The following is a 26,419-nucleotide window of genomic DNA, read 5'->3' as shown; positions in this document are numbered from 1 at the left end:
ACACCGCACACCGGCCCCCGTTCGACACGGACGGCCGGTCAACTGAAGGGCCCTCACCCGCCCACAGCCCGGTGGGGGTCCGGCACAGGACTCGGACGAAGGGGCAGCTCCAGCACCGTGAGGGACACACGAGAGAGCCGCTTGTTGCTCATCCTGCTGGTGGCTGTCGCCTTCGCCCTGATCACCGTGGACATCAAGGGCGGCGAGAGCTCCCCGCTCGGCGGGGCCCGGCGGGCCGCCGCGGGTGTCCTCGGACCGGTCGAGCGGGGCGCGGCCACGGCGGTCGACCCGGTCGCGGACACCGTCCGCGCGTTCCGCGAGGCCGCCACCCACCGCGGCCGGACCGACCAGCTCAACCAGGACAACACCGAGCTGCGCCAGAAGCTGGCCTCCTCGGACGCCGCCGCCGGGCGCACCAAGCAGCTCGACGACATGCTCAGGACGGCCGGCGCCGGCGGCTACACCGTCAAGGCCGCCCAGGTGATCGCGATCGGCCCCGCCCAGGGCTTCTCCTGGACGATCACCATCGACGCCGGCAGCGACGACGGCCTCACCCGGGACATGACCGTCATCAACGGCCAGGGCCTGGTCGGCCGGATCACCACGGTGGCGCCGACCACCGCGACCGTGCTGCTCGCCTCCGACCCCGGCTTCAGCGCCGGCGCCCGGCTGGAGGGCAGCGGCGAGATCGGCTTCGCCTCCGGGCAGGGCACCGGACCGATGAAGGTCTCGCTGCTCAACGGCCGGGCCCAGGTCAAGGAGGGCGACCGGATGGTCACCTTCGGGTCGCAGAGCGGGCGCCCCTTCGTGCCCGGCGTGCCGATCGGCAAGGTGGTGGAGGTCGAGGCGACCCCCGGCCAGCTCACCAAGACCGTCATGGTCGAGCCGTACGTCCAGTTCACCCGGCTGGACCTGGTCGGCGTGGTGGTGGTGCCGCCGCGCACCGACCCCCGCGACGCCGTCCTGCCGCCGGCCGGTGCCGCGGCCGCCCAGGCCCCCGCCGCCCCGGCCGCCGCCGCTCCGCCCGCCAGTCCCACAGGGGGGAACTGACCCATGCGTCTCACCCGGATCCCGGTCTCCGCCGTCCTGATCCTGCTCGGCCTGGTCCTCCAGGTCAGCGTCTTCGGCCGGCTCCAGCTGCCCGGGGCCACCCCGGACGTCCTGCTGCTCGTCGTGATCGGCCTCGCCATGGTCTACGGGCCGACCGGCGGCTGCCTGGTCGGCTTCGCGGCCGGCCTGCTGGCCGACCTCGCCCCGCCCTCGGACCACGCGATCGGCCGCTACGCGCTCGTCCTGTGCCTGATGGGGTACGCCGCCGGCCTGCTCCGGGGCGAGCACGGCCGCCAGCGCTCGGTCGGCGGGGCGCTGCTGGTGGTCGGAGCCGCGGCCGCGGTCTCCACCCTGCTGTACGCGATGGTCGGCGCCCTGGTCGGCGACACCGCCGCCCGGCACGTGGGCCTGGCCGGCCTGGTGGTCAGCGCCCTGCTGTACGACCTGCTGCTGGCCCCCTTCGTGGTGCCGGTGGTGATGCTGGTCGCCCGGCGCTTCGAGCACGACCCGGTCGCCGCCGCGAACGGCGACAGCGCCGGCAGCGGCGGGAACCTGGGCACCCTCGCCCGCTACCGCACCACCCGGGAGGCCTCGCCCGGCCCCGGGTACGGCAAGAAGCGGCGCGGCCTGGGCCTGGCCAAGCGCCCGTAGCGCCCCGCGCGGGAGCCCGCGGGCTCCTCGAACCACCGCCCGAACCCTCGCCCTCTGGAGCGCACGCGACGTGAGCAACATCCCCGAGACCGGACGAACCCGGCGGGTGACGATCCGTCTGGTGGTCCTGCAGATCCTGGTGCTGTCCCTGCTGGCGACGCTCGGCGGGCGGCTCTGGTACCTGCAGATCCGCAGCGCCAGCGAGTACACCGCCAAGGCGACCGGCAACCACATCCGCGAGGTGGTCGAACCGGCGGTCCGCGGCGAGATCCTGGACGCCTCCGGCCGCATCCTGGCCGCCAACGAGGCCCGCCTGGTGGTCTCGGTCAGCCGCACCTCGCTGCTCCAGCAGAAGGACGGCGGCAAGGGCGTGCTGGGCCGGCTCGCCGAGGTGCTCGGGATGCCCGCCAAGGACATCCAGGAGAAGGTCCGGCTCTGCGACGCCAAGACGCCGCAGCCCTGCTGGAACGGATCGCCCTACCAGCCGATCCCGGTCACCAAGGAGGCGACCACCCAGCAGGCGATGCAGATAATGGAACGCCGCGAGGACTTCCCCGGGGTGACCGCGCAGCCCACCGCCGTACGCCACTACACCGGGGTCGAGGGCGCCAACGCCGCCCAGGTGCTCGGCTACCTCTCCCCGGTCACCGACGAGGAGGTCACCAAGAGCGCCGACAAGACCGGCCGGGAGCGCTACCTGCCGGCCGACCAGATCGGCCGGGCCGGGCTGGAGTCGGTGTACGACAGCGACCTGCGCGGCACCGCCGGCATCACCAGCCTGGAGGTCGACAACCTCGGCCGGGTGATCGGCACCGCCGGCACCGTCGAGGCGCAGCCCGGGAACAACCTGGTCACCAGCATCGACGCCCGGGTCCAGAAGGTCACCGAGGACAACCTGCTGCAGGCCATGGCCGACGCCCGCAAGGTGCTCGACAAGAACACCAACCGCAATTACGAGGCCGATTCCGGCGCGGCCGTCGTGATGGACGTGCACACCGGGCGGATCGTCGCGATGGCCAGTGCGCCGTCCTACGACCCGAACCTCTGGCAGGGCGGCATCACCGGCAAGGACTACCAGGCCCTGACCAGCAAGGAGTCCAACTTCCCGCTGCTGAACCGGGCCATACAGGGTCAGTCCGCCCCCGGCTCCACCTTCAAGGTGGTCTCCACCGCCGCCGCCGCGCAGGCCGGCTACTCGCTCACCGGCAACTACCCCTGCCCGAGCAGCCTGACCATCGGCGGCCGCGAGTTCAAGAACTACGAGAGCCAGGGCTACGGCTCGATCACCCTGGAACGCGCCCTGGAGGTCTCCTGCGACACCGTGTTCTACGGCCTCGCCTACGACCAGTGGATGAAGGACGGCGGCATCAAGCCGAAGAAGGACCCGGGCGACTGGTTCTTCAAGACCGCCCACCAGTTCGGCCTCGGCGCCAAGACCGGCATCGACCTCCCCGCCGAGGCCCCCGGCCGGGTGCCCGACCGGCAGTGGAAGCAGTCCTTCTACGACAACAACAAGGACGCGTGGTGCCGGCAGGCCGAGAAGGGCGGCAAGGAGTACAGCGACCTGATCGCCAAGGAGAACTGCGTCGACGGCAACGTGCTGCGCGCCGGTGACGCGGTCAACTACGCGATCGGGCAGGGCGACACGCTGGTCACCCCGCTCCAGATGGCCCGGATCTACTCGGCCCTCGCCAACGGCGGCACGCTCTACCGCCCGACCATCGGCAAGGCCGTGATGAGCCCGGGCGGCGAGCTCGTCCGGGAGATCGCCCCGCACGAGGACGGCAAGCTGCCGACCGAGGCCAAGACCCTGGAGTACATCGACCAGGCCACCGCCGGCGTCGTCGCGACCGGTACCGCCGCCTGGAAGTTCACCGGCGCCGGCTGGCCGCAGGGCAAGATCGAGCTGCACGCCAAGACCGGTACCGCCGAGGTCGAGGGCAAGCAGACCACCTCGTACCTGACCACCTACAGCCGCGACTACGCGATCGTGATGACGATAAGCCAGGGCGGCACCGGCTCCGGCGGTTCGGGTGACGCCGTCCGGCGCATCTACCAGGCGCTGTACGGCGTGGACGACAAGGGCAACGTGGACACCGCGAAGGCGCTGCTGACCAAGCCGCAGGCCGAGCTGCCCAAGTTCGGCCCCGACGGCACCGCGATCGTCAAGCCCGCCGCCTACACCTACGAGCGTCCCGCCTTCGCGGACCCGGCGCAGCCCACCGGCAGCGCCGCGTACTGGACGGCGGCCGGCCCGGCCCTCGAACCCACCCGCAGTACCTGGAACGGCAGCTCCGGAAGGGGGCGGTGATGACCTCCTACGGCTCGTACCGTCAGGTCCGGCTCTCCCCGCAGCGCGGGGCGGTGTCCAAGGCGCTCGCCAAGGACTCCCCGCTGCGCAAGCTCGACTGGATACTGATACTGGCCGCACTGGTGCTGTCGCTCGGCAGCGCCCTGCTGGTCTGGTCGGCCACCCGCGGCCGCGACAACCTGACCCACGGCGACCCGCAGTACTTCCTCTACCGCCACCTCACCAACCTGGTGATCGGGCTGGCGCTCTGCGCGGTGGTGATCGGGATAGGGAGCCGGCGGTTCCGCACCCTGGTGCCGTTCGTCTACGTCGCCGTGATGCTGATGCTGGTGGCCACGCTCAGCCCGCTGGGCTCGACCATCAACGGGCAGCACTCCTGGATCCAGTTCGGCGGCGGGTTCTCGATGCAGCCGGCCGAGTTCGCCAAGCTGGCCATCGTGCTCGGGATGGCGGTGATCCTGTCCGCCCGGGTGGACGCCGGCGACCGGGAGTTCCCCCCGGACCGCAGTGTCTTCCAGGGCCTGGTCGCGGCGACGGTCCCGATGGCGATCGTGATGCTGATGCCGGACGCCGGGTCGGTGATGGTGATGGCCGTCATCGTGCTGGGCATCCTGCTGGCCTCCGGCGCCGCCAACCGCTGGACCTTCGGGCTGCTGCTGGCCGGCATCGGCGGCTGCATCGCGATCTGGAAGCTCGGCGTGCTGAGCAAGTACCAGATCGACCGCTTCGCGGCCTTCGCCAACCCCGCGCTGGACCCGTCCGGCGTGGGATACAACACCGCGCAGGCCCGGATCGCGATCGGCTCCGGCGGGCTGACCGGCAAGGGCCTGTTCCACGGCACCCAGACCACCGGCCAGTTCGTCCCCGAGCAGCAGACCGACTTCGTCTTCACGGTGGCGGGCGAGGAGCTCGGCTTCCTCGGCGCCGCCGCGATACTGCTGCTGCTCGGCGTCGTCCTCTGGCGCGCCTGCCGGATCGCCCGGCACGCCACCGACCTGTACGGCACCATCGTGGTCGCGGGCGTCGTCGCCTGGTTCGCCTTCCAGGCCTTCGAGAACATCGGGATGTGCCTGGGCATCATGCCGGTGGCGGGCATCCCGCTGCCGTTCGTCAGCTACGGCGGATCGTCCATGTTCGCGGTCTGGGTCGCGATCGGGCTGATGCAGGCCGTGCACAGCCAGCGGCCGATAGGGGTCTGACCCCACGCACGGCGCCGTCGGCCCGGACCGGGCCGGCGGCGCCGTTCGCCGTCCCGGGCCCGGTCCGCCCGTGCTTCCTCCCGGCATCCCGCCCGTGCTTCCCCGGGTGCTCCCGCCCGTTCTTCTTCCGAGGGGCGTTCCCGGCCGGTCCGGCCGCCGGGGGAGCGGGCCACGCCGGCGGGGGCGTTCAGACCAGGCACTCGAAGGCCGCGACCGCGCTCCGGGCGTGATGGTCCACCTGGTCACGGACCGGCACCCAGCGGGCCCCGAAGCCCGACCGCAGCAGCTTGCAGTGCTCCTCCACCAACTGCCGGACCCGTGCCCGCAGCCGCTCGGCCCCCGCGCCGCCCGCCGCCGCCAGCAGCCGCAGCAGCGCCGCGGAGACCCGCAGCGGAATCCGCTCGGCGACGATCTCCAGCCCGGTCACCCGCGACACCGACAGCCCGCCCCCGGCCGGGGCGTCCACCACGGCCCGCCACTCCTCGGCCATCCCCGGGCAGACCCCGAGATTGAACTCCACGAACCGCACGGCGGGCCCGTCCGGCTCCGCCGCGTACCGCCGGACCCGCTCCAGCAGGCCGGCCAGCTCCTCCGTGCCGTCCAGCAGCGACCGCGCGGCCGCGTGCACGGCCCGCCGCGGGTCGGCGTGCGGCGCACCGTCCCCGACCGCGTCCACGGCCCACATCGGCGCCTCCAGCAGCGCGGTGACACCGCCGTACCGACCCGGGTAGGACCAGGTCGACCGGGCCGGGTCGTCCGGCAGCGGGGAAGGCCCGCCCCGGCCCTCCGGCGGCGGCATCAGGTACGTCCCCGGCGCCGGACTCGGCCAGCCGAGGGCGTCGTACGTCCCCACGTCCAGCGGGACGCCGGCCCGGGCCGCCGAGCCGGCGAAGCGCGCCGCCAGCCCCGGCACCCCCCGGGTCAGCTGGAGGAAGGTGCCGCCGAAGTCCACCCCGTGCAGCGAGACCTGGAGGAACGGCCGCAACTCGTCGATCACCCGCAGCAGCGCGCGGGTCTCCGGCATCGGCTCCCGGCCCGACCCGGCCGGCGGCAGCCACTCCGGCTGCTCCTCGAAGGCCGGGCGGTGGAAGTGCTCGAAGTGCCGGGCCATCGTCGGCGGGCCGTGCAGCCAGCCGACGTTCAGCGCCGCGCCGTCCGGGTCCAGGCAGAGCAGGAAGTGCCAGCCGACCCCCCGGCCGTCGGCCAGCTCCGGCCGCCCCAGCACCTCCCGGGCGATCCGCAGCGCTCCCGCCACCCCGGACGGCTCGTTCGGGTGCGGCCCGCCGACCACCAGCACGTGCCGGGGGCCGTGGCCGACCGAGAGCAGCACCAGCGGCCGGCCGCCGCGCGACACCCCGACCTGCCGCAGCCGGCAGCGGCCGGGGTGGCGCCGGACCAGCCGGCGGGCGGCCGCGACCGCCTGGGCGACGGTCGGAAAGCGGTCGGCGCCGGGCCGCGGACGGGCCGGCCGGTCGGTGTCGCTCATGACTCTCCCCGGGGACGGGCGCGGACGGCCCGTCGGACGCCCGCACGACATCGCCGCGCGGGTCCGGCCGCGCCGGGCGGGGCCCGCGCGGCCGGACCACCGGCTCAGTTGCCGGTGGAGTTGCTCGCGTTGGTGGTCTCCTTCTTCTCCAGCCGGCGGATCACGATCGCCACCGGCGCACCCGCGGGCTCGTCCACCTCCGGCCCGTACTCGCTCGCTGCGGCGGCCTGGTCGGGCTGTTCCGTCATCTCTGCTCCCGGGACTCGGCGGTGCCTCCGGCAGCCGGCCGGGCTGCTGCGCCGGACGGCCTTGCCAGTACCGCACGCCCCGGAAGAGCATGTCAACATCGCCAACCAGAAGGGATGTTGGGGAATGCCAGAGGTGACGCCGATGCGACGGCCGAAGATCAAACCCGAGCACACCGCCTATCGCACCACCGCCGGGAACGTCCGGATCGGCGGACTGGTGCACGGGATCGGCGCGGAGATCGAGGACCCGGCCGGCTGGGTCTGGACCCTCACGACGCTGACCGACGGCACCCGCCCGCCCGACCGGATCGCGCAGGCCGTCACCGCCCGGCACCCCGCCGTCGGGTCCGCCCAGGTCGCCGACGCCCTGGCCCGGTTGACCGAAGCCGGCTTCCTGGAGGAGGCCGACGCCCCGCCCCCGCCCGCCCTCGGCCCCCGGGAGCGGGAGCGCTACAGCCGTGGCGTCGGCCTGCTCCGCTGGATGGACAGCACGCCCCGGAGCAGCAGCTGGGACGTCCAACTGCTGCTCCGGGAGGCCGCCGTCCTCGTCGTCGGCCTCGGCGGCACCGGCGGCACCCTCGCCCTGGCCCTCGCCGCCTCCGGCGTCGGCCGGCTGCACTGCGTCGACTTCGACACCGTGGACCTCTCCAACCTCAACCGGCAGATCCTCTTCACCGAGGCCGACCTCGGCAGACCCAAGGCCGGGGCGGCGGCCGCCAGGCTGCGCGCGGCCAACACCGACATCACCGTCACCGCCGAGAACCGCCGGATCACCGGCCCCGCCGACCTCACCGCCCTGCTCGGCGCCGGCCCGGCCCGCTACGGCCTGCTGGCCCTCTGCGCCGACCGGCCCGCCGGCATCCGCCGCTGGGCCAACCAGGCCTGCCTGGCCACCGGCGTCCCCTGGGTGGACGGCGGCTACCACGGCCCGCTGGCCACCGCCGCGCTCTACCGGCCCGGCGACGGCGCCTGCTGGGAGTGCCTGCACACCGCCGAGCGGGCGGACCGCGACCTCGGACTCGCCCCCGGCGCCGACACCCCCGGCCTGCCCGCCAGCCCCTGGAACCCGGTCAACGCCGTCACCGCCGGCCTCTCCGGCAGTCTGATGGCGCACGCCGCCCTCTCCCTGCTCACCGGGGTCCCCCGGCCGGTGCCCGGCCGCCGCTTCGGGATCAACCTGATGCTGCCCGGCGAACCCGTGCTGGAGGAGGCCCCGCGCCGCCCGGACTGCCCCGCCTGCGGGGACCACCCGGGCCCCGGCCGGTGACCGCCGGGTGGTCCCCGCAGGCGGCCCCGCCCCCGGACCGCCCGGCCCGTCCGGCCGTGCCACCCGCGACCACGCTCACCCCCGCCAGCACCCTGCGCCTGCACCGGCTCACCACCCGCCAGGACGGCGACGAATGGCTCGTCGGCCGGCTCGACACCGGCGAGGTGGTCGCCCTGCCCGCCACCGGCGAACAGGCCCTGCGGCTGCTCGGACAGGGCCGCACCCTCGCCGAGACCGAGCGGGCCCTCACCGCCGGCACCGGCCGGCGCCCCGACCTGACCGGCTTCGTGCACACCCTGCTCGACCTCGGATTCGTCCGCGAACTCGACGGCCGTCCCGTCCGCACCCCCGCCCCACCCCGCCCGACCCTGCCCCGGCTGCGGCCCCGGCACGTCCGCTGGGTGCTGAGCCCGGCACTCCCGCCGCTGCTCGCCGCACTGACCGCCGCCGCGGCCGCCGCCGTACTGCTCGGCCCCCGGCCGCTGCCCGGCTACCGCGACCTGCTGTGGAGTCCGCACGGCAGCCTGGTCCTGGGCTCCGCCCTGCTGGTCTCCTGGCTGCTCGTCCTGCTGCACGAGGCCGGGCACCTCGCGGCGGCCCGCGCGGCCGGTGTGCCGGCCCGGATCGGATTCGGCACCCGGCTGCACCTCCTCGTCCTGCAGACCGACCTGAGCGGCATCGAACTCGCCCCCCGGCGGCACCGGTTGACCGCCTACCTGGCCGGCATCGGCGTCAACCTCACGGTCGCCGCCACCGCCCTGCTGCCGGCCGCGCTGCTGCCCGCGGACCCGGCCGGCGGCCCGGCCCGGGCACTCACCGCGCTGGCCCTGCTCTCCCTGCTGCAGATCCCGTTCCAGGCCATGGTCTTCCTGCGCACCGACCTCTACTTCGTCCTCCAGGACCTCGCGCACTGCCGTGACCTGCACGGCGACGGCGCCGCCTACGCCCGCCACCTCGCCGGGCGCACCGCCCACCGGCTGCGCCGCCGGACCGGACCGGGCCCGGCCGACCCCAGCCGTGGCCTGCCGGCCGGGGAACGCCGCGTCGTCCGGGCGTACAGCGCCGTGCTCGCCCTCGGCTGCGTCCTGGCCCTCGCCGGACTGCTCGGCGTCACCCTCCCCGCCGACCTCGCGCTGCTCGCGCACGCCGCGGCCGGCCTCGGCCCCGGCCGGCCGCTCACCAGCAGGCTCGACGCCGCCGTGGTCCTGCTGGTGCTGGGCGGCACCCAGGTGCTCTGGCTGCTCACCCGCCGCCGCGAGCGCCGGCGCTCCCGCGGCAGCCCCGCTCGTCGCCGCTCCCGCCCCCGCCCCGGCTCGCAACCGCCGCCGGGCAGGCCCTAAGCGCCGCCGGCCGGCTGCGCGGCGGCCCCGAGGACGGCCGGCAGCAGGCCGGGGAACAGGGCGTCCAGGTCGTCCCGGCGCAGTGCCGTCAGCCGCCTGGTGCCGTCGATCCTGGTCCAGGTCACCCCGGCCTCGCGCAGCACCTTGAGATGGTGCGACAGGGTCGACTTGGAGAGCCGGACGTCCAGTTCGCTGCAGTACCGCTCGCCGTCCGCGCCGAGCTGCGCCACGATGGCCAGCCTGGCCGGGTCGCTCAGGGCGTGGAAGACGCCGGAGAGCTGGATGTCCCGGCGGGCCGGATGGCTGGGGATGCGCACTGCGGTCTCCTGTCCTGCCCCGGTCGTGCCGACGGTCCGGTCGTGCCGACGGTCCGGTCATGCCGCCGGCCGCGGGTGGCCGGCCGTGCTGGCCTTCCGAGGTGGCCGGCGGGCGGCCGCCCGGCGCGGGTGATTCTACGGCCCGGCCCCGGGGTCCCTCCGGCCGCCCGGCGGCTACCAGGAGTCCCAGTGCGCGATCTGCTCGGTGCCGACCCTGGGCCCCCGCCGGAAGTCGGTGCCGATGGTGTGGGCCAGCGGGACCAACGCCGCCTGCACGGTGGTCTCGTACGGGATGCCGAGGAGTGCGGCGGCCTCCCGTTCGTAGTGCAGGTGCGGGGTGGTCCAGGCGGTGCCGAGCCCGCGCGAGCGCGCGGCCAGCATGAACTGCCAGACGGCCGGGAGGACGGACCCCCAGGTGTTGGCCTGGCCGACCGGCGTCGCCGTCTCCTGCCGGTCCTCGACCCGTACGCAGGGCACCACCAGGACCGGCACCTCGTGCAGGTGGTCGAAGAGGTGCTGGGCGCTGTCCGCCATCCGCAGCCGCCGGGCGGTGTCGTGCGCGGTCCGGTCGACGCCGGTGCGGGCGACCCGCTGGCGGGGGCTGACCAGCCCCAGGCGGTACAGGTCGGCGAGGGCGGCCCGCCGGGCGGGGTCGGTGACGATCACGAAGTCCCACCGCTGCCGGTTCCGGCCGGTGGGTGCCTGGGTGGCCAACTCCAGGCATTCCTCGATGAGTTCACGTGCCACCGGCCGGCCGAGGTCGAGCCGTCGGCGCACCGCGCGGGTGGTGGTCAGCAGGTCGTCGGCGGACAGTTCGAGACCGCTCAAGGATCGTCTCCCCCGGTGAGTCAGCGTCAGAAGCCGTTGTTGTCAAAGCGGTTGTGCATTTTCTATGGTTCGAAAACCATAGAACACTCGAAACAGACTGTGAAGGGCGTGACGAGATGCACCCCGACGACCCCCGGCTCTCCTGGGACGGCATCAGCGGCTGGGAGCGCGGACCGGCCGGCCTGCTGCCCCTGCGCATCCCCCAGCAGCGGATCGCGACCACACTGTCCGCCAACTTCGCGCGGCTCGCCCGGCTGCCCGCCGGTGCCCGGTTCGCCGTCCGCACCGACGCCCCCGAACTGGTGCTGGAACTGGACGCCGGGACCGGCCCGGCGCCGCTCGACGTCCGGCGGGACGGCGAACTGCTGCACCGCACCCACCTCGCCGGCGGGCCGCAGCGCCTCACCCTGCCGCTGCGGCCCGCCGGGGCGGCCCACGAGATCGAGGTCTGGCTCCCGCACCTGAGCGAGACCAGGCTCCGCGCCGTCGGCCTGCCCGGCCACCGCGTCCTGGAGCCGGTCGCCCGCACCGGCCCGCGCTGGATCGCCTACGGCAGCTCACTCACCCACGCGATGTTCCCGCACGGCCCCTCCGAGAGCTGGACCGCGCTGATCGCCGCCCGGGAGGGCTGGCGGCTGCGCAACCTCGGCTTCGCCGGCGAGGCCTACCTCGACCCGGTGGTCGCCCGCGCCGTCCGGGACACCCCCGCCGACCTGATCACCCTGGAGATCGGCACCAACGCCTACATCCGCGGCGTCTTCACCGCCCGCAGCTGGGCTCCGCGCTCTGCGGATTCGTGGAGACCGTCCGGGACGGGCAGCCGGACACCGCGATCGCGGTGATCACCGCCCTCCCCTCGGTGGAACGCGAGCACCTGGTGAACACCGCCGGCCTCACCCTGGCCGGGATCCGCCGGCTCACCGCGGACGCCGTCCGGGTCCTCCAGTCGCTCGGTGACACCCGGCTGCACCTGGTGGACGGCCTCGCCGTGCTGCCGGCCGCCGACGCCGACGGCCTCTACGCCGACGGACTGCACCCCACCCCCGAGGGCGAGCACCGGCTCGCCGACCGGGTCACCCCGCACCTGCGGGCGGTCCCGCTCGGCCGGCAGGGCGCCGCGGGTGCCGGGCCGGGACCGCGGCCACGGCCGGGACGGTGACCGGGCCCCCGGCGGCGGGCGCCGGTGGACGGGAGTTCGGCCCGTTCGGACGCCCCGGCGGTTCGGCTACCCTTGAGGGTCACCCCAGTTCCTGTCGTAAGGGTTCCTAGTTACATGACTGTCGAATCGGTCTTCCCACGCCTGGAGGCCCTCCTCCCGCACGTCCAGAAGCCGATCCAGTACGTCGGCGGCGAGCTCAACTCGACCGTCAAGGACTGGGACGCCTGCGACGTCCGCTGGGCACTGATGTACCCCGACGCCTACGAGGTCGGCCTGCCGAACCAGGGCGTCATGATCCTCTACGAGGTGCTCAACGAGCGCGAGGGCGTGCTCGCCGAGCGGACCTACAGCGTCTGGCCGGACCTCGAAGCGCTGATGCGCGAGCACCGGGTGCCGCAGTTCACCGTCGACGCGCACCGCCCGGTCAAGGCCTTCGACGTGTTCGGGCTCTCCTTCTCCACCGAGCTCGGCTACACCAACATGCTCACCGCCCTCGACCTCGCCGGCATCCCGCTGGAGGCCAAGGACCGCACCCTCGACGACCCGATCGTGCTCGCCGGCGGCCACGCCGCCTTCAACCCCGAGCCGATCGCGGACTTCATCGACTGCGCCGTCGTCGGCGACGGCGAGCAGGCCGTCCTCGACATGACCGAGATCATCCGCACCTGGAAGGCCGAGGGCCGCCCCGGCGGCCGCGACGAGGTGCTGCTGCGCCTGGCGAAGACCGGCGGGTTCTACGTGCCGCGCTTCTACGACGTCGAGTACCTGGCCGACGGCCGGATCGCCCGGGTCGTGCCCAACCGGGCCGGCGTGCCGTGGCGGGTCTCCAAGCACACCGTCATGGACCTCGACGAGTGGCCCTACCCGAAGCAGCCGCTCGTCCCGCTCGCCGAGACGGTGCACGAGCGGATGTCCGTCGAGATCTTCCGGGGCTGCACCCGCGGGTGCCGCTTCTGCCAGGCCGGCATGATCACGCGCCCCGTGCGGGAGCGAAGCATCACCGGCATCGGCGAGATGGTCGAGCGCGGGCTGAAGGCCACCGGCTTCGAGGAGGTGGGCCTGCTCTCGCTGTCGAGCGCCGACCACACCGAGATCGGCGACATCGCCAAGGGCCTGGCCGACCGCTACACCGACGACAAGATCGGCCTGTCGCTGCCGTCCACCCGGGTCGACGCCTTCAACATCGACCTCGCCAACGAGCTGACCCGCAACGGCCGTCGCTCGGGTCTCACCTTCGCCCCCGAGGGCGGCAGCGAGCGGATCCGCAAGGTGATCAACAAGATGGTGTCGGAGGAGGACCTGATCCGCACCGTCTCCACCGCCTACGGCAACGGCTGGCGCCAGGTGAAGCTGTACTTCATGTGCGGCCTGCCCACCGAGACCGACGAGGACGTGCTGCAGATCGGCGAGATGGCGAAGAACGTCATCCAGAAGGGCCGCGAGGTCACCGGCCAGAACGACATCCGCTGCACCGTCTCGATCGGCGGGTTCGTGCCCAAGCCGCACACGCCCTTCCAGTGGGCCCCGCAGCTCTCCGCCGAGGACACCGACGCCCGGCTGACCAAGCTGCGCGACTCCATCCGCGGCGACCGCAAGTACGGCAAGAACATCGGCTACCGCTACCACGACGGCAAGCCCGGCATCGTCGAGGGCCTGCTCTCGCGCGGCGACCGCCGCATCGGCGCCGTGATCCGCGCCGTCTACGAGGACGGCGGCCGCTTCGACGGCTGGCGCGAGCACTTCAGCTACGACCGCTGGATGGCCTCCGCCGAGAAGGGCCTGGCCGGCACCGGCGTCGACGTCGACTGGTACACCACCCGCGAGCGCACCTACGAGGAGGTGCTGCCCTGGGACCACCTGGACAGCGGCCTCGACAAGGACTGGCTCTGGGAGGACTGGCAGGACGCCCTCGAAGAGGTCGAGGTCGACGACTGCCGCTGGACGCCGTGCTTCGATTGTGGCGTGTGTCCTCAGATGAGCACCGAGATCCAGATCGGTCCCACCGGCGTGAAGCTCCTGCCGCTGACCGTGGTCAACAAGTAGGCAGCACCGGGCGGGCGGTACCGCCCGCCCCGGCAGGCCCCGTCGTTCCCGACGGGGCCTGCCGCCGTTCCGGGACGTTCCGGTGACGGCCCCCTGCACTACGATCACCCTCTCGAAACCACCGTGGCGCGCGCCGGGCTGATGACCTGTCGGCGGACGACGGGCCGGTTCGGGCTACGGGGGGCGGGCGGAAGATGACGGGATCCGAGAGACCGGAACCGGCGGTGGGCCTGGTGAAGGGCGCGGCCGGGCCGGCGGCCGTGGGGGAGGGCGACCGGCAGGCGCAGGCCGGGTGCCTGGTCGCGGTGGTCCGGGTGCCGGTGCGGGTGTTCGCGTTCGCGGTGGTCCTGCCGCTGCGGTTCCTCTGGGAGCTGCTCGTGCTGGTGGCCCGCCCGGTCGGGGCGGCGCTCGGGTGGACCGGGCGGGCGGCGGGCCGGGGCCTGCACCGGCTGCTGGTGCAGCCGTTCGTCGCGCTCCACCGGTACCTGCTGGCACCGCTGGGCCGGGGGCTGGCCCGGGGCGGACGGCTGGCGGCGCACCTGCTGCACCGGCTCTGCGCCGGTCTCTGGCGGACGGCTCTGCTGCCCGCGCTGACCTTCCTCGGGCGCTTCCTGCTGCGCCCGCTCGGACGGGCCGTGGAGTGGCTCCTGCTGGGGCTGGTCCGGCTGGTGATCGGCGCCTTCAAGCTGCTGTTCCGCCTCTTCGACCTGGTGGTGGTGCTGCCCGCCGGCTGGCTGGTGCGGGCGGTGCTGGTGCCGTCCGGCAAGGCCCTCGGCCGGCTCGGCCTCGCACTGGGGCGGCGGCTGGGGAGCCTGGTCGAGCTGCTGGTGGTCCGGACCGCCCGTCGGCTGTGGCGGTACGTGCTGCGCCCGTCCGGCGCGGCCCTGCGCCGGCTCCTGGCCGGGCTGGTCCGGCTGGCCGTCGACGGGGTGGGGCTGGCGGCGCGGCTGCTGGTGGCCACGGCCCGGCTGGCGGCCCGGCTGTTCGTCCTGCTGCTGGTCCGGCCCGCGGCCTGGCTGGTCCGGTCCGTGCTGGCCCCGGCCGGGTGGTGGCTGATCGTGGCGGACGTCGCGGTGGGACGGGGGCTGGTGCTGCTCGTCCGCCTGCTGCTGACGGCGGCCGCCCGGCTGGCCGAGTACCTGGTGCTGCAGCCGTTGTCGCTGCTGGGCCGGTACGTGCTGCGCCCGGCGGCCGCCGCGCTGGTGTGGCTGGTCGAGCACCTGCTGCTGATCCCGCTCGGGTGGCTCTGGCGGGTCCTGCTGTTCCCGCTGCTGCGGGAGCTGGGCCGGGCCGCCCTGCGGGCCTGGCGCCTCGGCGGGCGGATCTGGCGGTTCGCGGTGGTGCGGCCGTGCCGGTGGGTCCGGCGGGAGGTGTGGTGGCCGGTCAAGGAGGAGCTGCGCCGGGCCCTGCGGACGGCGCGCGAGACGATCGGGGAGGTCCGGCGCTCGGTGCGCGAGACGATCCGTGAGGTCCGGCGCTCGTTGACCGGCTGACGGCTGACGGCTGACGGCTGACGGCTTCCGGCCTGCGGCTTCGCTCCCGGTCAGGCTTCTGACCAGGGGCGGAGCACGAGGGCCCGCCGGGCGCGTACCCTTTGGTACGACAGAGTCCGGGCCGGGCCAGCGCGCGCGGCCGGACGGGGACACTGACTAAGGACTGAGCGACCTGGCACGCCGTACGCCCGACGGTCCGCCGCCCGCGCCGACGGTGCAGCGCATCCGTCTCCGCTACACCAAGCGCGGCCGGCTGCGCTTCACCAGCCACCGTGACTTCCAGCGCGCCTTCGAGCGCGCGCTGCGCCGCTCGGCCGTCCCGATGGCCTACTCGGCCGGCTTCACGCCGCACCCCAAGGTCTCGTACGCCAACGCCGCCCCCACCGGGGTGGCCAGCGAGGCGGAGTACCTGGAGATCGGCCTGGCCGCCGTCCGCGACCCGGAGCAGCTGCGTGCGCAGCTCGACGACTCGCTGCCGGCCGGGCTGGACATCATCGACGCCGTCGAGGTCCGCACCCCGAACTTCGTGGAGCGCCTGGAGGCCTCCGAGTGGCTGGTCCGGCTGGACGGGGTGGAGCAGGACGAGGCCGCCCGCGCGGTCGCGCTGTTCCTCGCCGCCGAGCAGGTCGAGGTCGAACGCCTGACCAAGAACGGGGTCCGCCGCTTCGACGCGCGCGGCCCGGTGGCGGCGCTCGAAATCGTCGCGCCGCAGGTGGGAAATGGTCCGGACGGGCACCTGGAGGGGGAGTCCGATGTTCGGACGGCCCGTCCCTGTGCGATACTGCGCCTGGTAGTACGACACGCCACACCCGCCGTACGACCCGACGACGTTTTGTCCGGTCTCCGTGCGACGGCCGACCTGGCGCCGCCGGTCCCCGCTGAGGTGACCAGGCTGGCGCAGGGGCCGCTCGACGAGGGGACCGGCACGGTGACCGACCCGCTGGCGCTCGACCGCGCCGCGGCCCCGGCCGGCCCTGTAGAGGCTGCTGGGCCGCGCGCAACCGCGTCCGCCTAGCGGGCGGAGGCCGGGTCCAGGACAACTGGACCGTCTGGCGCTCCAGGCCCCCGCGGCTCCCCAGGGGAGCGAGCGTCGTCGAAGCACAGGCCGGCCCCTTGCGGCCCGCCGACCCCGATGGTCGGCGGGCCCGAGGACCCCTTCCGGGAGCCACCCGGGGTTGGGGGACGGCGCAGCTTGGGAACACCTGAGAAGACTGGTCAGACCAGAAGACTTTCGACACCCCGCAACTGTGCGGGGCGCCGAGCGAGACTACGAGCTCCTGTGCGGCCTCGCGTCCGCACGGTGGCACCGAGGAAGGTCCGGCAGGGGCATCCGTGAGGATGCCGGCCGGCCACCGGTGCCGCACCGTGCCCGATGCGGAGCCCGGGGGCCTGACGGGAGATCCACCCGCATGCTCGATAACACCGATCCGCAGCAGCCCGCTGCCGCGGGAGACAACGAAGCCGGCACCGAGGGGACGTCCGCGGCGCCGCCGCGTCGCCGTCGCCGTGCCGTGTCCCGCCCGGCGGGCGCACCGCAGAGCACGGCCGGCGAGGGCGCCGAGACCGTGGTTCCGGCCGCCGAGGCCGCCGCTCCGGCCGCCGAGCCGGTCGCCGAGGCGCCGGCCGAGGCCGCGCCCGCCGAGAAGCCGGTCCGGGCCCGCCGGACCCGTAAGCGTGCCGAGGCCCCGGCCGGGGCGCCGGAGGCCGCTGAGATCATCGTCACACCGGTGGCCGAGGCCGCCGCTCCGGCCGCCGAGCCGGTCGTCGAGGCGCCGGCCGAGGCCGCGCCCGCCGAGAAGCCGGTCCGGGCCCGCCGGACCCGCAAGCGTGCCGAGGCCCCGGCCGGGGCGCCCGCCGCCGAGGCCGCCCCCGTGGCGGAGCCCGTCGCCGAGCCGGTCGCCGAGCCCGTCGCGGAGCAGCCCGCCGCCGAGCAGCCCGTGGAGGAGGCCCCGGCCGCCCGCCGCCCCCGCCGCCGTCGCGTGGTGGAGAGCGCCCCCGTGGTCGAGGAGACCCCGGCCGCGGTCGAGGAGCCGGTGGAGGAAGAGGTCGTCGAGGAGCCGGTCGCCGCCGCCCCGGTGGCCGAGCCGACGCCCGTGGCCGCCCCGCCGGCGGAGGCCGAGCCCGCGCCGCGGGCCCGTCGCCGGGCCGTGCGCCCGTCCACCGCGATCTTCCAGGCGCCGGTCTTCCAGGAGCCCGCCCCGTTCGTCGCGCCGGCCCAGGCCGCCGCGCCCGCCGCCGCTCCGGCGGCCGCACCGGCCGCCAAGCAGGCCCCCGTCGCCGCGCCCGCCGCGAAGCAGGCCCCGGCCGCTCCGGCCGCCGAGGACGAGGACGAGTTCGAGTACAGCGGCGTCGGCCGTCGTCGCCGGACCCGGACCCAGGTCCGGGTGCAGACGCCGTCCCGCCAGCGCCCGGCCGCCGCCGAGCGGCAGGCCCAGCAGCCCGTCCAGCAGGCCGCCCCGGCCGCGCCGGCCCCCGCCCCCGTGGAGGCTCCCGCGCCGGCCCGGGCCGTCGAGCCCGAGCCCGTCGCCGCCGGCCCCGAGCAGGACAGCGAGTGGGAGGACGACCGTCCGTCCCGTCGCCGCCGCCGGGGTGGCCGTCGCCGCCGCCGTGGCGAGGCCGAGGAGTTCGAGCCGGAGACGCAGGAGTCGGCCGAGCAGCCCGCCGAGGAGCCGGCCGTCGCCGAGGAGGAGGACGAGGACGACGACCTGGCCTCGGGCCTGGCCTCCTCGCGCCGTCGCCGCCGTCGCCGTCGCCGCAGTGGCGAGAGCGGCGCCGAGCCCGCCGAGAGCGACTCCGCCGAGGACGGCGTGCGCACGGTCGTGAAGGTCCGCGAGCCGCGCCGCCGTTCCACCGAGCCGTCGTTCGACCCGGACGAGGTGCAGTCCATCAAGGGCTCCACCCGCCTGGAGGCGAAGAAGCAGCGCCGCCGTGAGGGCCGCGAGCTGGGCCGCCGCCGGGTGCCGATCATCACCGAGGCCGAGTTCCTGGCCCGCCGCGAGTCGGTCGAGCGGGTGATGGTCGTGCGTCAGAACGGCCAGCGCACCCAGATCGGCGTGCTGGAGGACGGCGTGCTCGTCGAGCACTACGTCAACAAGGAGCAGGCCACCTCGTACGTCGGCAACGTCTACCTGGGCAAGGTCCAGAACGTGCTGCCGTCGATGGAGGCCGCCTTCGTCGACATCGGCAAGGGCCGCAACGCGGTGCTGTACGCCGGTGAGGTCAACTTCGGTTCGCTGGGCGGCCACGGCGGCCCGCGCCGGATCGAGTCGGTGCTGAAGTCCGGCCAGTCCGTGCTGGTGCAGGTCTCCAAGGACCCGATCGGCCACAAGGGCGCCCGCCTGACCAGCCAGATCTCCCTCCCGGGCCGCTACCTGGTGTACGTCCCCGAGGGCTCGATGACCGGGATCAGCCGCAAGCTGCCCGAGAACGAGCGGGCCCGCCTGAAGCAGATCCTCAAGCGGATCGTCCCCGAGGACGCGGGCGTCATCGTGCGCACCGCCGCCGAGGGCGCCAGCGAGGACGAGCTGACGCGTGACGTGCAGCGCCTGCAGGCGCAGTGGGAGGAGATCCAGAAGAAGGCCGCCACCGGCAACGCCCCGGCGCTGCTCTACGGCGAGCCGGACATGACCGTCCGGGTCGTCCGCGACATCTTCAACGAGGACTTCACCAAGGTCATCGTCTCCGGCGACGAGGCGTGGAAGACCATCCACGAGTACGTCGGCGGGGTCGCCCCCGACCTGGCCGAGCGGCTCCAGCGCTGGACGTCCGACGTGGACGTCTTCGCGACCTACCGGATCGACGAGCAGCTGATGAAGGCGCTGGACCGCAAGGTCTGGCTGCCCAGCGGCGGTTCGCTGGTGATCGACCGGACCGAGGCGATGATCGTCGTCGACGTCAACACCGGCAAGTTCGTGGGCCAGGGCGGCAACCTCGAGGAGACCGTCACCCGCAACAACATCGAGGCGGCCGAGGAGATCGTGCGCCAGCTGCGGCTGCGCGACCTCGGCGGCATCATCGTGATCGACTTCATCGACATGGTGCTGGAGTCCAACCGGGACCTGGTGCTGCGCCGTCTGCTGGAGTGCCTGGGCCGTGACCGGACCAAGCACCAGGTGGCCGAGGTCACCTCGCTGGGCCTGGTCCAGATGACCCGCAAGCGGGTCGGCCAGGGCCTGCTGGAGTCCTTCTCCGAGCCGTGCGTGCACTGCAACGGCCGCGGCGTCATCGTGCACATGGAGCAGCCGACCGCCCCCGGTGGCGGCGGCGGCCCGGTGGGCACCTCGGGCGAGGCCGGCTCCGCCGGCGGCAAGCGCCGCCGCCGGGGCAAGGGCGGCGCGGGCCACGAGGAGCCGCAGCCGCACCTGCTGGACGAGGAGACGGCCGACGAGGCCGCCGACCACGACCACGAGCACGAGGAGTTCGAGATCATCTCGGGCGGCGAGCAGCTCGTGATCGACGTTCCGCAGGGCCCGGCGGCCGAGGTCACCGAGCCGGCCGCCCCCGTCGAGGCCGAGCCGGCCGCGCAGGAGCGTCCGAGCCTGGTCGAGATCCCGGCCACCCCGCCGGCCGGCGGCCGTACCCGCCGCCGGGCGGTCCGCAAGGCCACCGCTCCGGCCGGCGCTCCCGCCGAGGCCGAGATCGTGGTGCTGCAGGCCCGGGCCGACGCGGCGATGGAGGCGGCGCTCGCCGCCGCCGAGACCGCCCCGCAGGCCGAGCCCGAGGCGCCCGCCGCCCCGGTGGAGGCCGAGCCGGTGGCCGAGGCCCCCGTCGAGGTCCCCGCCGAGCCGGTGGAGGCCGTCGAGGCCGAGGCCGAGGCCGCTGCCGAGGACGGGGTCGCCGAGGAGGCGCCCGCGCCGAAGAAGCGGGCCCCGCGCAAGGCCGCCGCGAAGAAGACCGCCGCCAAGAAGACCACCACGGCAGCGGCGAAGAAGACCACCGCCCGCAAGACCGCCACCAAGCGGACGAGCGCGGCGGCCAAGAAGGCCGCGGCCGCCGAGGGTGATTCGGCAGCCGAGTAGTCCGCCGCCCGGCGGGGTGGGCGTTCGCCGCCCGCCCCGCCGGGCGTTGTACGGGTCCGTCGCGCGTCCGCCCTCCGGGGCGGCGGGGCCGGTTTGCTCCAGCGGCGGCGGATCCGTATTCTTGACATTCGGCGTGTCTACGCCATGCTCCCGAGCAGATCACCTCCCAGACCCTTCGGGGGACGGGGGAGGCCGCCTGTGTCCGTACCCAGGCGGCTGGCATCGAGAGTTCCGACCGAGTAAAGAAAGCAGGTACCGCATGTACGCGATCGTTCGCGCCGGCGGCCGCCAGCACAAGGTCGCCATCGGCGACGTGCTGGAGATTGACCGCGTTGACGTCAAGCCGGGTGACTCGGTCGAGCTCTCGACCATCCTGCTTGTCGACGGCGAGGCCGTCACCTCCGACCCGTGGGTCCTCGCCGGTGTGAAGGTTCACGCCGAGGTCGTCGACCACACCAAGGGTGAGAAGATCGTCATCCTCCGCTACAAGAACAAGACCGGCTACCGTCGGCGCCAGGGTCACCGCCAGCGCCACACCGCCGTCCGCATCACGAGCATCGACTCCGCGAAGTAAGTAAGGGGATTGCGAGATGGCACACAAGAAGGGCGCAAGCTCTACCCGTAACGGCCGCGACTCGAACGCCCAGCGCCTCGGCGTCAAGCGCTTCGGCGGCCAGGTCGTCAGCGCCGGCGAGATCCTCGTCCGCCAGCGTGGCACCCACTTCCACCCGGGTGCGGGCGTCGGTCGCGGTGGCGACGACACCCTGTTCGCGCTGAACGCCGGTGCGGTCCAGTTCGGCACCCACCGTGGCCGTCGCGTCGTGAACATCGTGGCCGTCGAGGCCTGATCTTCCTGACGCCACGTCACCGTGGTGCAAGGTAGGACATTCTGGAGGGTGGACCGGAAATTTCCGGTCCACCCTCTGGGTTTTGACCCCAGGGCGGTTCATCCGTTCTGACCCGATTTTTCTCCTAGCTGGAAGGCACACCGATGACCACCTTCGTGGACCGCGTCGAACTGCACGTCGCCGCGGGTAACGGAGGCCACGGCTGCGCCTCCGTGCACCGGGAGAAGTTCAAGCCGCTCGGCGGCCCCGACGGCGGCAACGGCGGGGAGGGCGGCAGCGTCATCCTCACCGTGGACGCCAGCATCACCACCCTGCTGGAGTACCACCACTCGCCCAAGCGCAAGGCGACCAACGGCAAGCCGGGCGCGGGCGGCCACCGCACCGGCTCCACCGGCGGCGACCTGGTCCTGCCGGTGCCGGACGGCACCGTGGTGATGGACCGCGAGGGCAACGTGCTCGCCGACCTGGTCGGCCACGGCACCAGCTTCATCGCCGCCGCCGGCGGCCGCGGCGGCCTCGGCAACTCCTCGCTCGCCTCCGCCCGCCGCAAGGCCCCCGGCTTCGCGCTGCTGGGCGAGCCCGGCGAGGCCCGTGACATCGTCATGGAGCTCAAGTCCGTCGCCGACGTGGCCCTGGTCGGGTACCCGAGCGCCGGCAAGTCCTCGCTGATCTCGGTGATCTCCGCCGCCAAGCCGAAGATCGCGGACTACCCCTTCACCACCCTGATCCCCAACCTCGGCGTGGTCACCGCCGGCGACACCGTCTACACCGTCGCCGACGTCCCCGGGCTGATCCCGGGCGCCAGCCAGGGCAAGGGCCTGGGCCTGGAGTTCCTGCGCCACGTCGAGCGCTGCACCGTCCTGGTGCACGTGCTGGACTGCGCGACCCTGGAGCCGGGCCGCGACCCGCTCACCGACCTGGAGACCATCGAGGCCGAGCTGTCCCAGTACGGCGGGCTGGACGACCGGCCGCGGCTGGTCGCCCTCAACAAGGTGGACGTGCCGGACGGGCAGGACCTCGCCGACATCACCCGCGCCTCCCTGGAGGAGGCCGGCTACCGCGTCTTCGAGGTGTCCGCCGCCTCCCGCCAGGGCCTGCGCGAGCTGAACTTCGCGATGGCGCAGATCGTCGCCGAGGCCCGGGCCGCCAAGCCGATCGAGGAGAACACCCGGATCGTGCTGCGGCCGACCGCCGTCGACGACGCCGGCTTCACCGTCACCGAGGAGGACGGCGCCTACCGCGTGCGGGGCCTCAAGCCCGAGCGCTGGGTCCGCCAGACCGACTTCTCCAACGACGAGGCCGTCGGCTACCTCGCGGACCGGCTGGCCCGCCTCGGTGTCGAGGACAAGCTCTGGAAGGTCGGCGCCCAGGAGGGCGACACCGTCATCATCGGCGCCGAGGAGAACGCGGTCGTCTTCGACTGGGAGCCGACCATGGCCGCCGGCGCCGAGATGCTCGGCCGCCGTGGCGAGGACCACCGCTTCGAGAGCCCGCGCCCGGCCGTCGACCGCCGCCGCGAGAAGGCCAAGGGCCGGGACGCCGCCGAGTCCGAGTACCTGGCCTTCGAGGCGCTGTCCAGCGGCCGCCCGGGCGCCATCGACGAGGGCGACGACGACGACCACTGACCGGCCCGTCCGACGGCCGGTCAACACCGAGGCGCCCGCCACCCGTTGAGGGGGGCGGGCGCCTCGGCGCGAGTGCGCCGCCCGCCCCGCCCGGCCCCGGGCCCGGGCGGCTCGTCCAGCCGGTGAAATGGCGTTCGGGCCGCTCCCGCCGATCGCGTAGATTGCGGGGAGCGGCAGGCTCGGGCGCCTGTCGCCCGGCAACGGCGAAGGGCACCAGCGCGATGAGCGAGCAGTCACTCCGTGAGGAGGTCCTGACCGCGCGGCGGATCGTCGTCAAGGTCGGCTCCTCCTCACTCACCACCGCCGCCGGCGGCCTGGACGCCGACCGGGTCGACGCCCTGGTGGACGCGATCGCCAAGGTGCGCAGCCAGCCCGACGCCCCCGAGGTGGTGCTGGTCTCCTCCGGCGCCATCGCCGCCGGGCTCGCCCCGCTCGGACTGGAGCGCCGCCCGCCGGACCTCGCCCGTCAGCAGGCCGCCGCCAGTGTCGGCCAGGGCCTGCTGGTGGCCCGCTACACCGCCTCCTTCGCCCGGTACGGCATCCGGGTCGGCCAGGTGCTGCTGACCGCCGAGGACGCCAGCCGCCGCGCCCACTACCGCAACGCCTACCGCACCCTGGACCAGCTGCTGGCGATGGGCGCGATGCCGGTCGTCAACGAGAACGACACCGTCGCCACCGCCGAGATCAAGTTCGGCGACAACGACCGGCTGGCCGCCCTGGTCGCCCACCTGGTCCGGGCCGACCTGCTGATCCTGCTCTCCGACGTGGACGGCCTCTACGACGGCGACCCGGCCCGCCCCGGCACCAGCCGGATCGCCGAGGTGCGCGGCCGGCAGGACCTGGAGGGCATCGAGATCGGCAGCGCCGGCAAGGCCGGGGTCGGCACCGGCGGCATGGTCACCAAGGTCGAGGCCGCCCGGATCGCCACCGGGGCGGGCATCCCGGTGGTGCTGACCGCCGCCAGCCAGGCCGCCGACGCGCTCGCCGGACGGCCCACCGGCACGCTGTTCCTGCGCACCGGCAGCCGCACCGCCGACCGGCTGCTCTGGCTCGCCCACGCCAGCAGCCCGCGCGGCGCCCTGCACCTGGACGCGGGCGCGGTCCAGGCGGTGGTCTCGGGCGGCGCCTCGCTGCTCCCGGCCGGGGTGACCAAGGTCGACGGTGATTTCGCCGCCGGCGATCCGGTGGACCTTCTTGGTGAAAACGGCCACATCGTCGCGCGCGGGCTGGTCAACTTTGATGCGAGGGAGTTGCCCCGCCTGCTCGGCCGGTCCACGCGTGACCTGGCCCAGGAGTTCGGTGCCGCGTACGAGCGCGAGGTCGTCCACCGCGACGACCTGGTGGTCCTGCGCGGCTGACGGGCCGCTCCGCACGGGGTGGGCGGGCGCACTGCGCCCGGTCCCGGGCGAGGGAGGGGCAGCCGTACGCGCCGGGCCGGCGCCGCGGCCCGCACGACGACACGACATCGCCGAACAGGAGGCCGCCGGTGGGACGCAGGCGCGACGGAGCGCTGCCCGGCGCAACGGCCGAGCGCAGGCTCAGCAGCATCACGGGCGGGCGCGGCTCCGCGGAGCCGGCCGAGGGGCCGGCCGCGACCGGCCGCCCGGCGCCGGCGGAACCGCTGGAGACGGTGCGGGAGCTGCGCCCGGACACCGGCGACGGCGCCGCCCCGGCCGGGACACCGGACCAGGCCCGGCTCTGGCACGTGGTGCTGAGCGTGGCCGGCGAGCCCATCGGGCTGTCCGAGCTGCGGGCCGGGCTGGAGCGCCTCGCGTACGACCACTCGTTCTTCCTCACCGCCCGCTACGCCGCCGACCACGCCGAGATCCGCTACTGGGAGCAGGCCCGCGACCTGCACGACGCGGCGGCCATCGCGCTGCGGCTGTGGGGCGAGCACAAGGCGACCGCCAACCTGCCGCCCTGGGAGATCGTCGGGCTGGAGGTGGTGGACCGGCCGACGTACCACAAGCGGGTGGCCGAGGGCTTCGGGGAGCCGCCGCAGCGGCCCGGTGGCGGCGTGCAGCCGTACTGAGGCGCGCAGCCGTGCTGAGGCGCGCGGCCGCCGGCCGGGCCGTCCCCGCAGACCCGCGCCCGGGGCGTGGGAGGAAGCACGCCGCGGCGCGGCCCGTCTCATCGGACGGTACGGCGCCCGGCGGCCGGCCCGCAGTCGTTAGGCTCTACGCCATGACCAGCGACCTCGCCACCGCAGACAGTCCCGTCATCGCCGCAGCCCGCCGGGCCCGGGAGGCCGCGGCCGCTCTGGCCCCGCTGCCGCGCCGGGCCAAGGACACTGCCCTGCTGGCGATCGCGGACGCCCTGGTCGCGCGCAGCGCCGAGATCACCGCCGCCAACGCCGAGGACGTCGCCCGGGCCCGTGCGGCCGGCACCGCCGAGTCGGTGGTCGACCGCCTCACCCTCGACGACGCCCGGATCGCGGCCATCGCCTCCGACGTCCGGGACGTGGCCGGCCTGCCCGACCCGGTCGGCGAGGTGGTCCGCGGCTACACCCTGCCCAACGGGCTGGACGTGCGCCAGGTGCGGGTGCCGCTCGGCGTGGTCGGCATCATCTACGAGGCCCGCCCCAACGTGACCGTGGACGCCGCCGCGCTCTGCCTGAAGTCCGGCAACGCCGTCCTGCTGCGCGGCTCGGCCTCCGCGTACCGCTCCAACACCGCGCTGACCACCGTGCTGCGCGACGCGGTGGCCGCGGCCGGCCTGCCCGCCGACGTGATCCAGCTGGTGCCGGGCGAGGGCCGCGAGTCGGTGACCGAGCTGATGCGGGCCCGCGGCCTGGTGGACGTGCTGATCCCGCGCGGCGGCGCCTCGCTGATCCGCACCGTGGTCGAGGGCTCGACCGTCCCCGTGATCGAGACCGGCACCGGCAACTGCCACGTCTACGTCGACGCCCGGGCGGACCTGGCGATGGCCGTCGGCATCCTGCTGAACTCCAAGGCCCAGCGGGTCAGCGTCTGCAACTCGGCCGAGACGCTGCTGGTCCACCAGGACATCGCCGACAGCTTCCTGCCGCTCGCGCTGGCCGCGCTGGCCGGGGCCGGGGTCACCGTGCACGGGGACGACGCGGTGCTGAAGGCCGCGGAGGGCACGGGGGCCACCGTGGTGCCCGCCACCGACGCCGACTGGGAGGCCGAGTACCTCTCCTACGACATCGCGGCCGCCGTGGTGCCCTCGCTGGACGACGCCGTGGCGCACATCCGCCGCTGGTCCTCGGGCCACACCGAGGCCATCGTCACCGCCTCGCAGGGTGCCGCCCGCCGCTTCACCCAGCTGGTCGACGCGGCCACCGTCGCGGTCAACGCCTCCACCCGGTTCACCGACGGGGGTGAGTTCGGCTTCGGCGCCGAGATCGGCATCTCCACCCAGAAGCTGCACTCCCGTGGTCCGATGGGCCTGCCCGAGCTGACCTCCACCAAGTACATCGTCACTGGTGACGGCCATGTCCGGGGCGAGGCCACGCAGACCGTGGGCGGCTCCGACGCCGCCGTCTGAGCGCCGTCCGTCACACGTGTGACGGACCA

General features: G+C 74.5%; 22 protein-coding genes. 18 read left to right on the top strand and 4 right to left on the bottom strand.

Annotation, left to right across the window (positions count from 1 at the left end; all coding sequences use genetic code 11):
• Nucleotides 1–117: 117 nt before the first annotated feature.
• From mreC to rodA, 4 genes are all read left to right on the top strand, one after another.
• Complete coding sequence (gene mreC / locus IE329_RS07560) at nucleotides 118–1,050, top strand: rod shape-determining protein MreC (RefSeq protein ID WP_190210030.1); 933 nt, start codon at nucleotides 118–120, stop codon at nucleotides 1,048–1,050.
• Between the two features lie 3 nt (nucleotides 1,051–1,053).
• The gene (gene mreD, locus IE329_RS07555) at nucleotides 1,054–1,701 is read left to right on the top strand and encodes a rod shape-determining protein MreD (RefSeq protein WP_190210029.1); all 648 of its coding nucleotides are present in this window, start codon (nucleotides 1,054–1,056) and stop codon (nucleotides 1,699–1,701) included.
• 70 nt (nucleotides 1,702–1,771) lie between these two features.
• Nucleotides 1,772–4,012: a penicillin-binding protein 2 gene (gene mrdA / locus IE329_RS07550; protein WP_190210028.1), complete on the top strand. Its 2,241-nt coding sequence runs from the start codon at nucleotides 1,772–1,774 to the stop codon at nucleotides 4,010–4,012.
• Entirely contained in the window at nucleotides 4,012–5,211 is a 1,200-nt protein-coding gene (gene rodA, locus IE329_RS07545) for a rod shape-determining protein RodA (protein WP_190210027.1), read from the top strand. The genes mrdA and rodA overlap by 1 nt, the downstream gene beginning before the upstream one ends.
• A gap of 187 nt (nucleotides 5,212–5,398) precedes the next feature.
• On the opposite strand, the gene IE329_RS07540 is transcribed toward rodA, so the two are convergent.
• Nucleotides 5,399–6,697: a M14 family zinc carboxypeptidase gene (locus IE329_RS07540; RefSeq protein ID WP_190210026.1), complete on the bottom strand. Its 1,299-nt coding sequence runs from the start codon at nucleotides 6,695–6,697 to the stop codon at nucleotides 5,399–5,401.
• A gap of 104 nt (nucleotides 6,698–6,801) precedes the next feature.
• Entirely contained in the window at nucleotides 6,802–6,945 is a 144-nt protein-coding gene (locus IE329_RS07535) for a hypothetical protein (protein ID WP_190210025.1), read from the bottom strand.
• Nucleotides 6,946–7,087: 142 nt separating this feature from the next.
• On the opposite strand from IE329_RS07535, the gene IE329_RS07530 reads away from it, so the two are divergent.
• Nucleotides 7,088–8,212, top strand: a complete 1,125-nt coding sequence (locus tag IE329_RS07530; protein WP_229927241.1) for a HesA/MoeB/ThiF family protein — start codon at nucleotides 7,088–7,090, stop codon at nucleotides 8,210–8,212.
• 56 nt (nucleotides 8,213–8,268) lie between these two features.
• Nucleotides 8,269–9,552: a hypothetical protein gene (locus tag IE329_RS07525; protein WP_190210024.1), complete on the top strand. Its 1,284-nt coding sequence runs from the start codon at nucleotides 8,269–8,271 to the stop codon at nucleotides 9,550–9,552.
• Here the strand turns inward: IE329_RS07525 and IE329_RS07520 are convergent.
• Nucleotides 9,549–9,869, bottom strand: a complete 321-nt coding sequence (locus IE329_RS07520) for an ArsR/SmtB family transcription factor (RefSeq protein ID WP_190210023.1) — start codon at nucleotides 9,867–9,869, stop codon at nucleotides 9,549–9,551. The genes IE329_RS07525 and IE329_RS07520 overlap by 4 nt on opposite strands.
• Nucleotides 9,870–10,043: 174 nt before the next feature.
• Nucleotides 10,044–10,697: a nitroreductase family protein gene (locus IE329_RS07515; protein ID WP_190210022.1), complete on the bottom strand. Its 654-nt coding sequence runs from the start codon at nucleotides 10,695–10,697 to the stop codon at nucleotides 10,044–10,046.
• Between the two features lie 116 nt (nucleotides 10,698–10,813).
• Here IE329_RS07515 and IE329_RS07510 point away from each other — a divergent pair, with 116 nt between their 5' ends.
• From IE329_RS07510 to IE329_RS07460, 12 genes are all read left to right on the top strand, one after another.
• A complete protein-coding gene (locus IE329_RS07510; protein WP_229927240.1) occupies nucleotides 10,814–11,539 on the top strand; it encodes an SGNH/GDSL hydrolase family protein in 726 nt (241 codons plus the stop codon).
• Entirely contained in the window at nucleotides 11,494–11,856 is a 363-nt protein-coding gene (locus IE329_RS40350; RefSeq protein WP_229927239.1) for an SGNH/GDSL hydrolase family protein, read from the top strand. Before IE329_RS07510 ends, IE329_RS40350 begins: the two co-directional genes overlap by 46 nt.
• A gap of 114 nt (nucleotides 11,857–11,970) precedes the next feature.
• Nucleotides 11,971–13,899 carry a TIGR03960 family B12-binding radical SAM protein gene (locus IE329_RS07505; protein WP_190210021.1) on the top strand — a complete coding sequence of 643 codons (1,929 nt, stop codon included), beginning with the start codon at nucleotides 11,971–11,973 and terminating at the stop codon, nucleotides 13,897–13,899.
• 194 nt (nucleotides 13,900–14,093) lie between these two features.
• A complete protein-coding gene (locus tag IE329_RS07500) occupies nucleotides 14,094–15,392 on the top strand; it encodes a hypothetical protein (RefSeq protein WP_190210020.1) in 1,299 nt (432 codons plus the stop codon).
• A gap of 214 nt (nucleotides 15,393–15,606) precedes the next feature.
• The gene (locus IE329_RS07495; RefSeq protein ID WP_190210019.1) at nucleotides 15,607–16,407 is read left to right on the top strand and encodes a TIGR03936 family radical SAM-associated protein; all 801 of its coding nucleotides are present in this window, start codon (nucleotides 15,607–15,609) and stop codon (nucleotides 16,405–16,407) included.
• A 394-nt stretch (nucleotides 16,408–16,801) separates the two neighbouring features.
• On the top strand, nucleotides 16,802–20,410 hold the full coding sequence (locus IE329_RS07490) for an Rne/Rng family ribonuclease (protein ID WP_190210018.1): 3,609 nt from the start codon (nucleotides 16,802–16,804) through the stop codon (nucleotides 20,408–20,410).
• A gap of 259 nt (nucleotides 20,411–20,669) precedes the next feature.
• Entirely contained in the window at nucleotides 20,670–20,984 is a 315-nt protein-coding gene (gene rplU, locus IE329_RS07485; protein WP_073927817.1) for a 50S ribosomal protein L21, read from the top strand.
• A 16-nt stretch (nucleotides 20,985–21,000) separates the two neighbouring features.
• On the top strand, nucleotides 21,001–21,258 hold the full coding sequence (rpmA, locus tag IE329_RS07480; RefSeq protein ID WP_057238555.1) for a 50S ribosomal protein L27: 258 nt from the start codon (nucleotides 21,001–21,003) through the stop codon (nucleotides 21,256–21,258).
• A 143-nt stretch (nucleotides 21,259–21,401) separates the two neighbouring features.
• Nucleotides 21,402–22,883 (top strand): GTPase ObgE, encoded by a 1,482-nt coding sequence (gene obgE, locus IE329_RS07475; RefSeq protein ID WP_190210017.1) that lies wholly within the window; start codon nucleotides 21,402–21,404, stop codon nucleotides 22,881–22,883.
• A gap of 221 nt (nucleotides 22,884–23,104) precedes the next feature.
• Nucleotides 23,105–24,241, top strand: coding sequence for a glutamate 5-kinase (gene proB / locus IE329_RS07470; RefSeq protein WP_190210016.1), 1,137 nt, complete (start codon nucleotides 23,105–23,107; stop codon nucleotides 24,239–24,241).
• 128 nt (nucleotides 24,242–24,369) lie between these two features.
• Complete coding sequence (locus IE329_RS07465) at nucleotides 24,370–24,915, top strand: hypothetical protein (protein WP_190210015.1); 546 nt, start codon at nucleotides 24,370–24,372, stop codon at nucleotides 24,913–24,915.
• Between the two features lie 152 nt (nucleotides 24,916–25,067).
• Nucleotides 25,068–26,390 (top strand): glutamate-5-semialdehyde dehydrogenase, encoded by a 1,323-nt coding sequence (locus tag IE329_RS07460; RefSeq protein WP_190210014.1) that lies wholly within the window; start codon nucleotides 25,068–25,070, stop codon nucleotides 26,388–26,390.
• The last annotated feature ends 29 nt before the right edge of the window (nucleotides 26,391–26,419 follow it).

The sequence above is a fragment of the Kitasatospora indigofera genome (genome assembly GCF_014655955.1).
In the GTDB taxonomy this organism is placed as follows: domain Bacteria; phylum Actinomycetota; class Actinomycetes; order Streptomycetales; family Streptomycetaceae; genus Kitasatospora; species Kitasatospora indigofera.
Note: the sequence above shows the minus strand (reverse complement) of the source record. Positions and strands in the feature narration are given on the sequence as shown.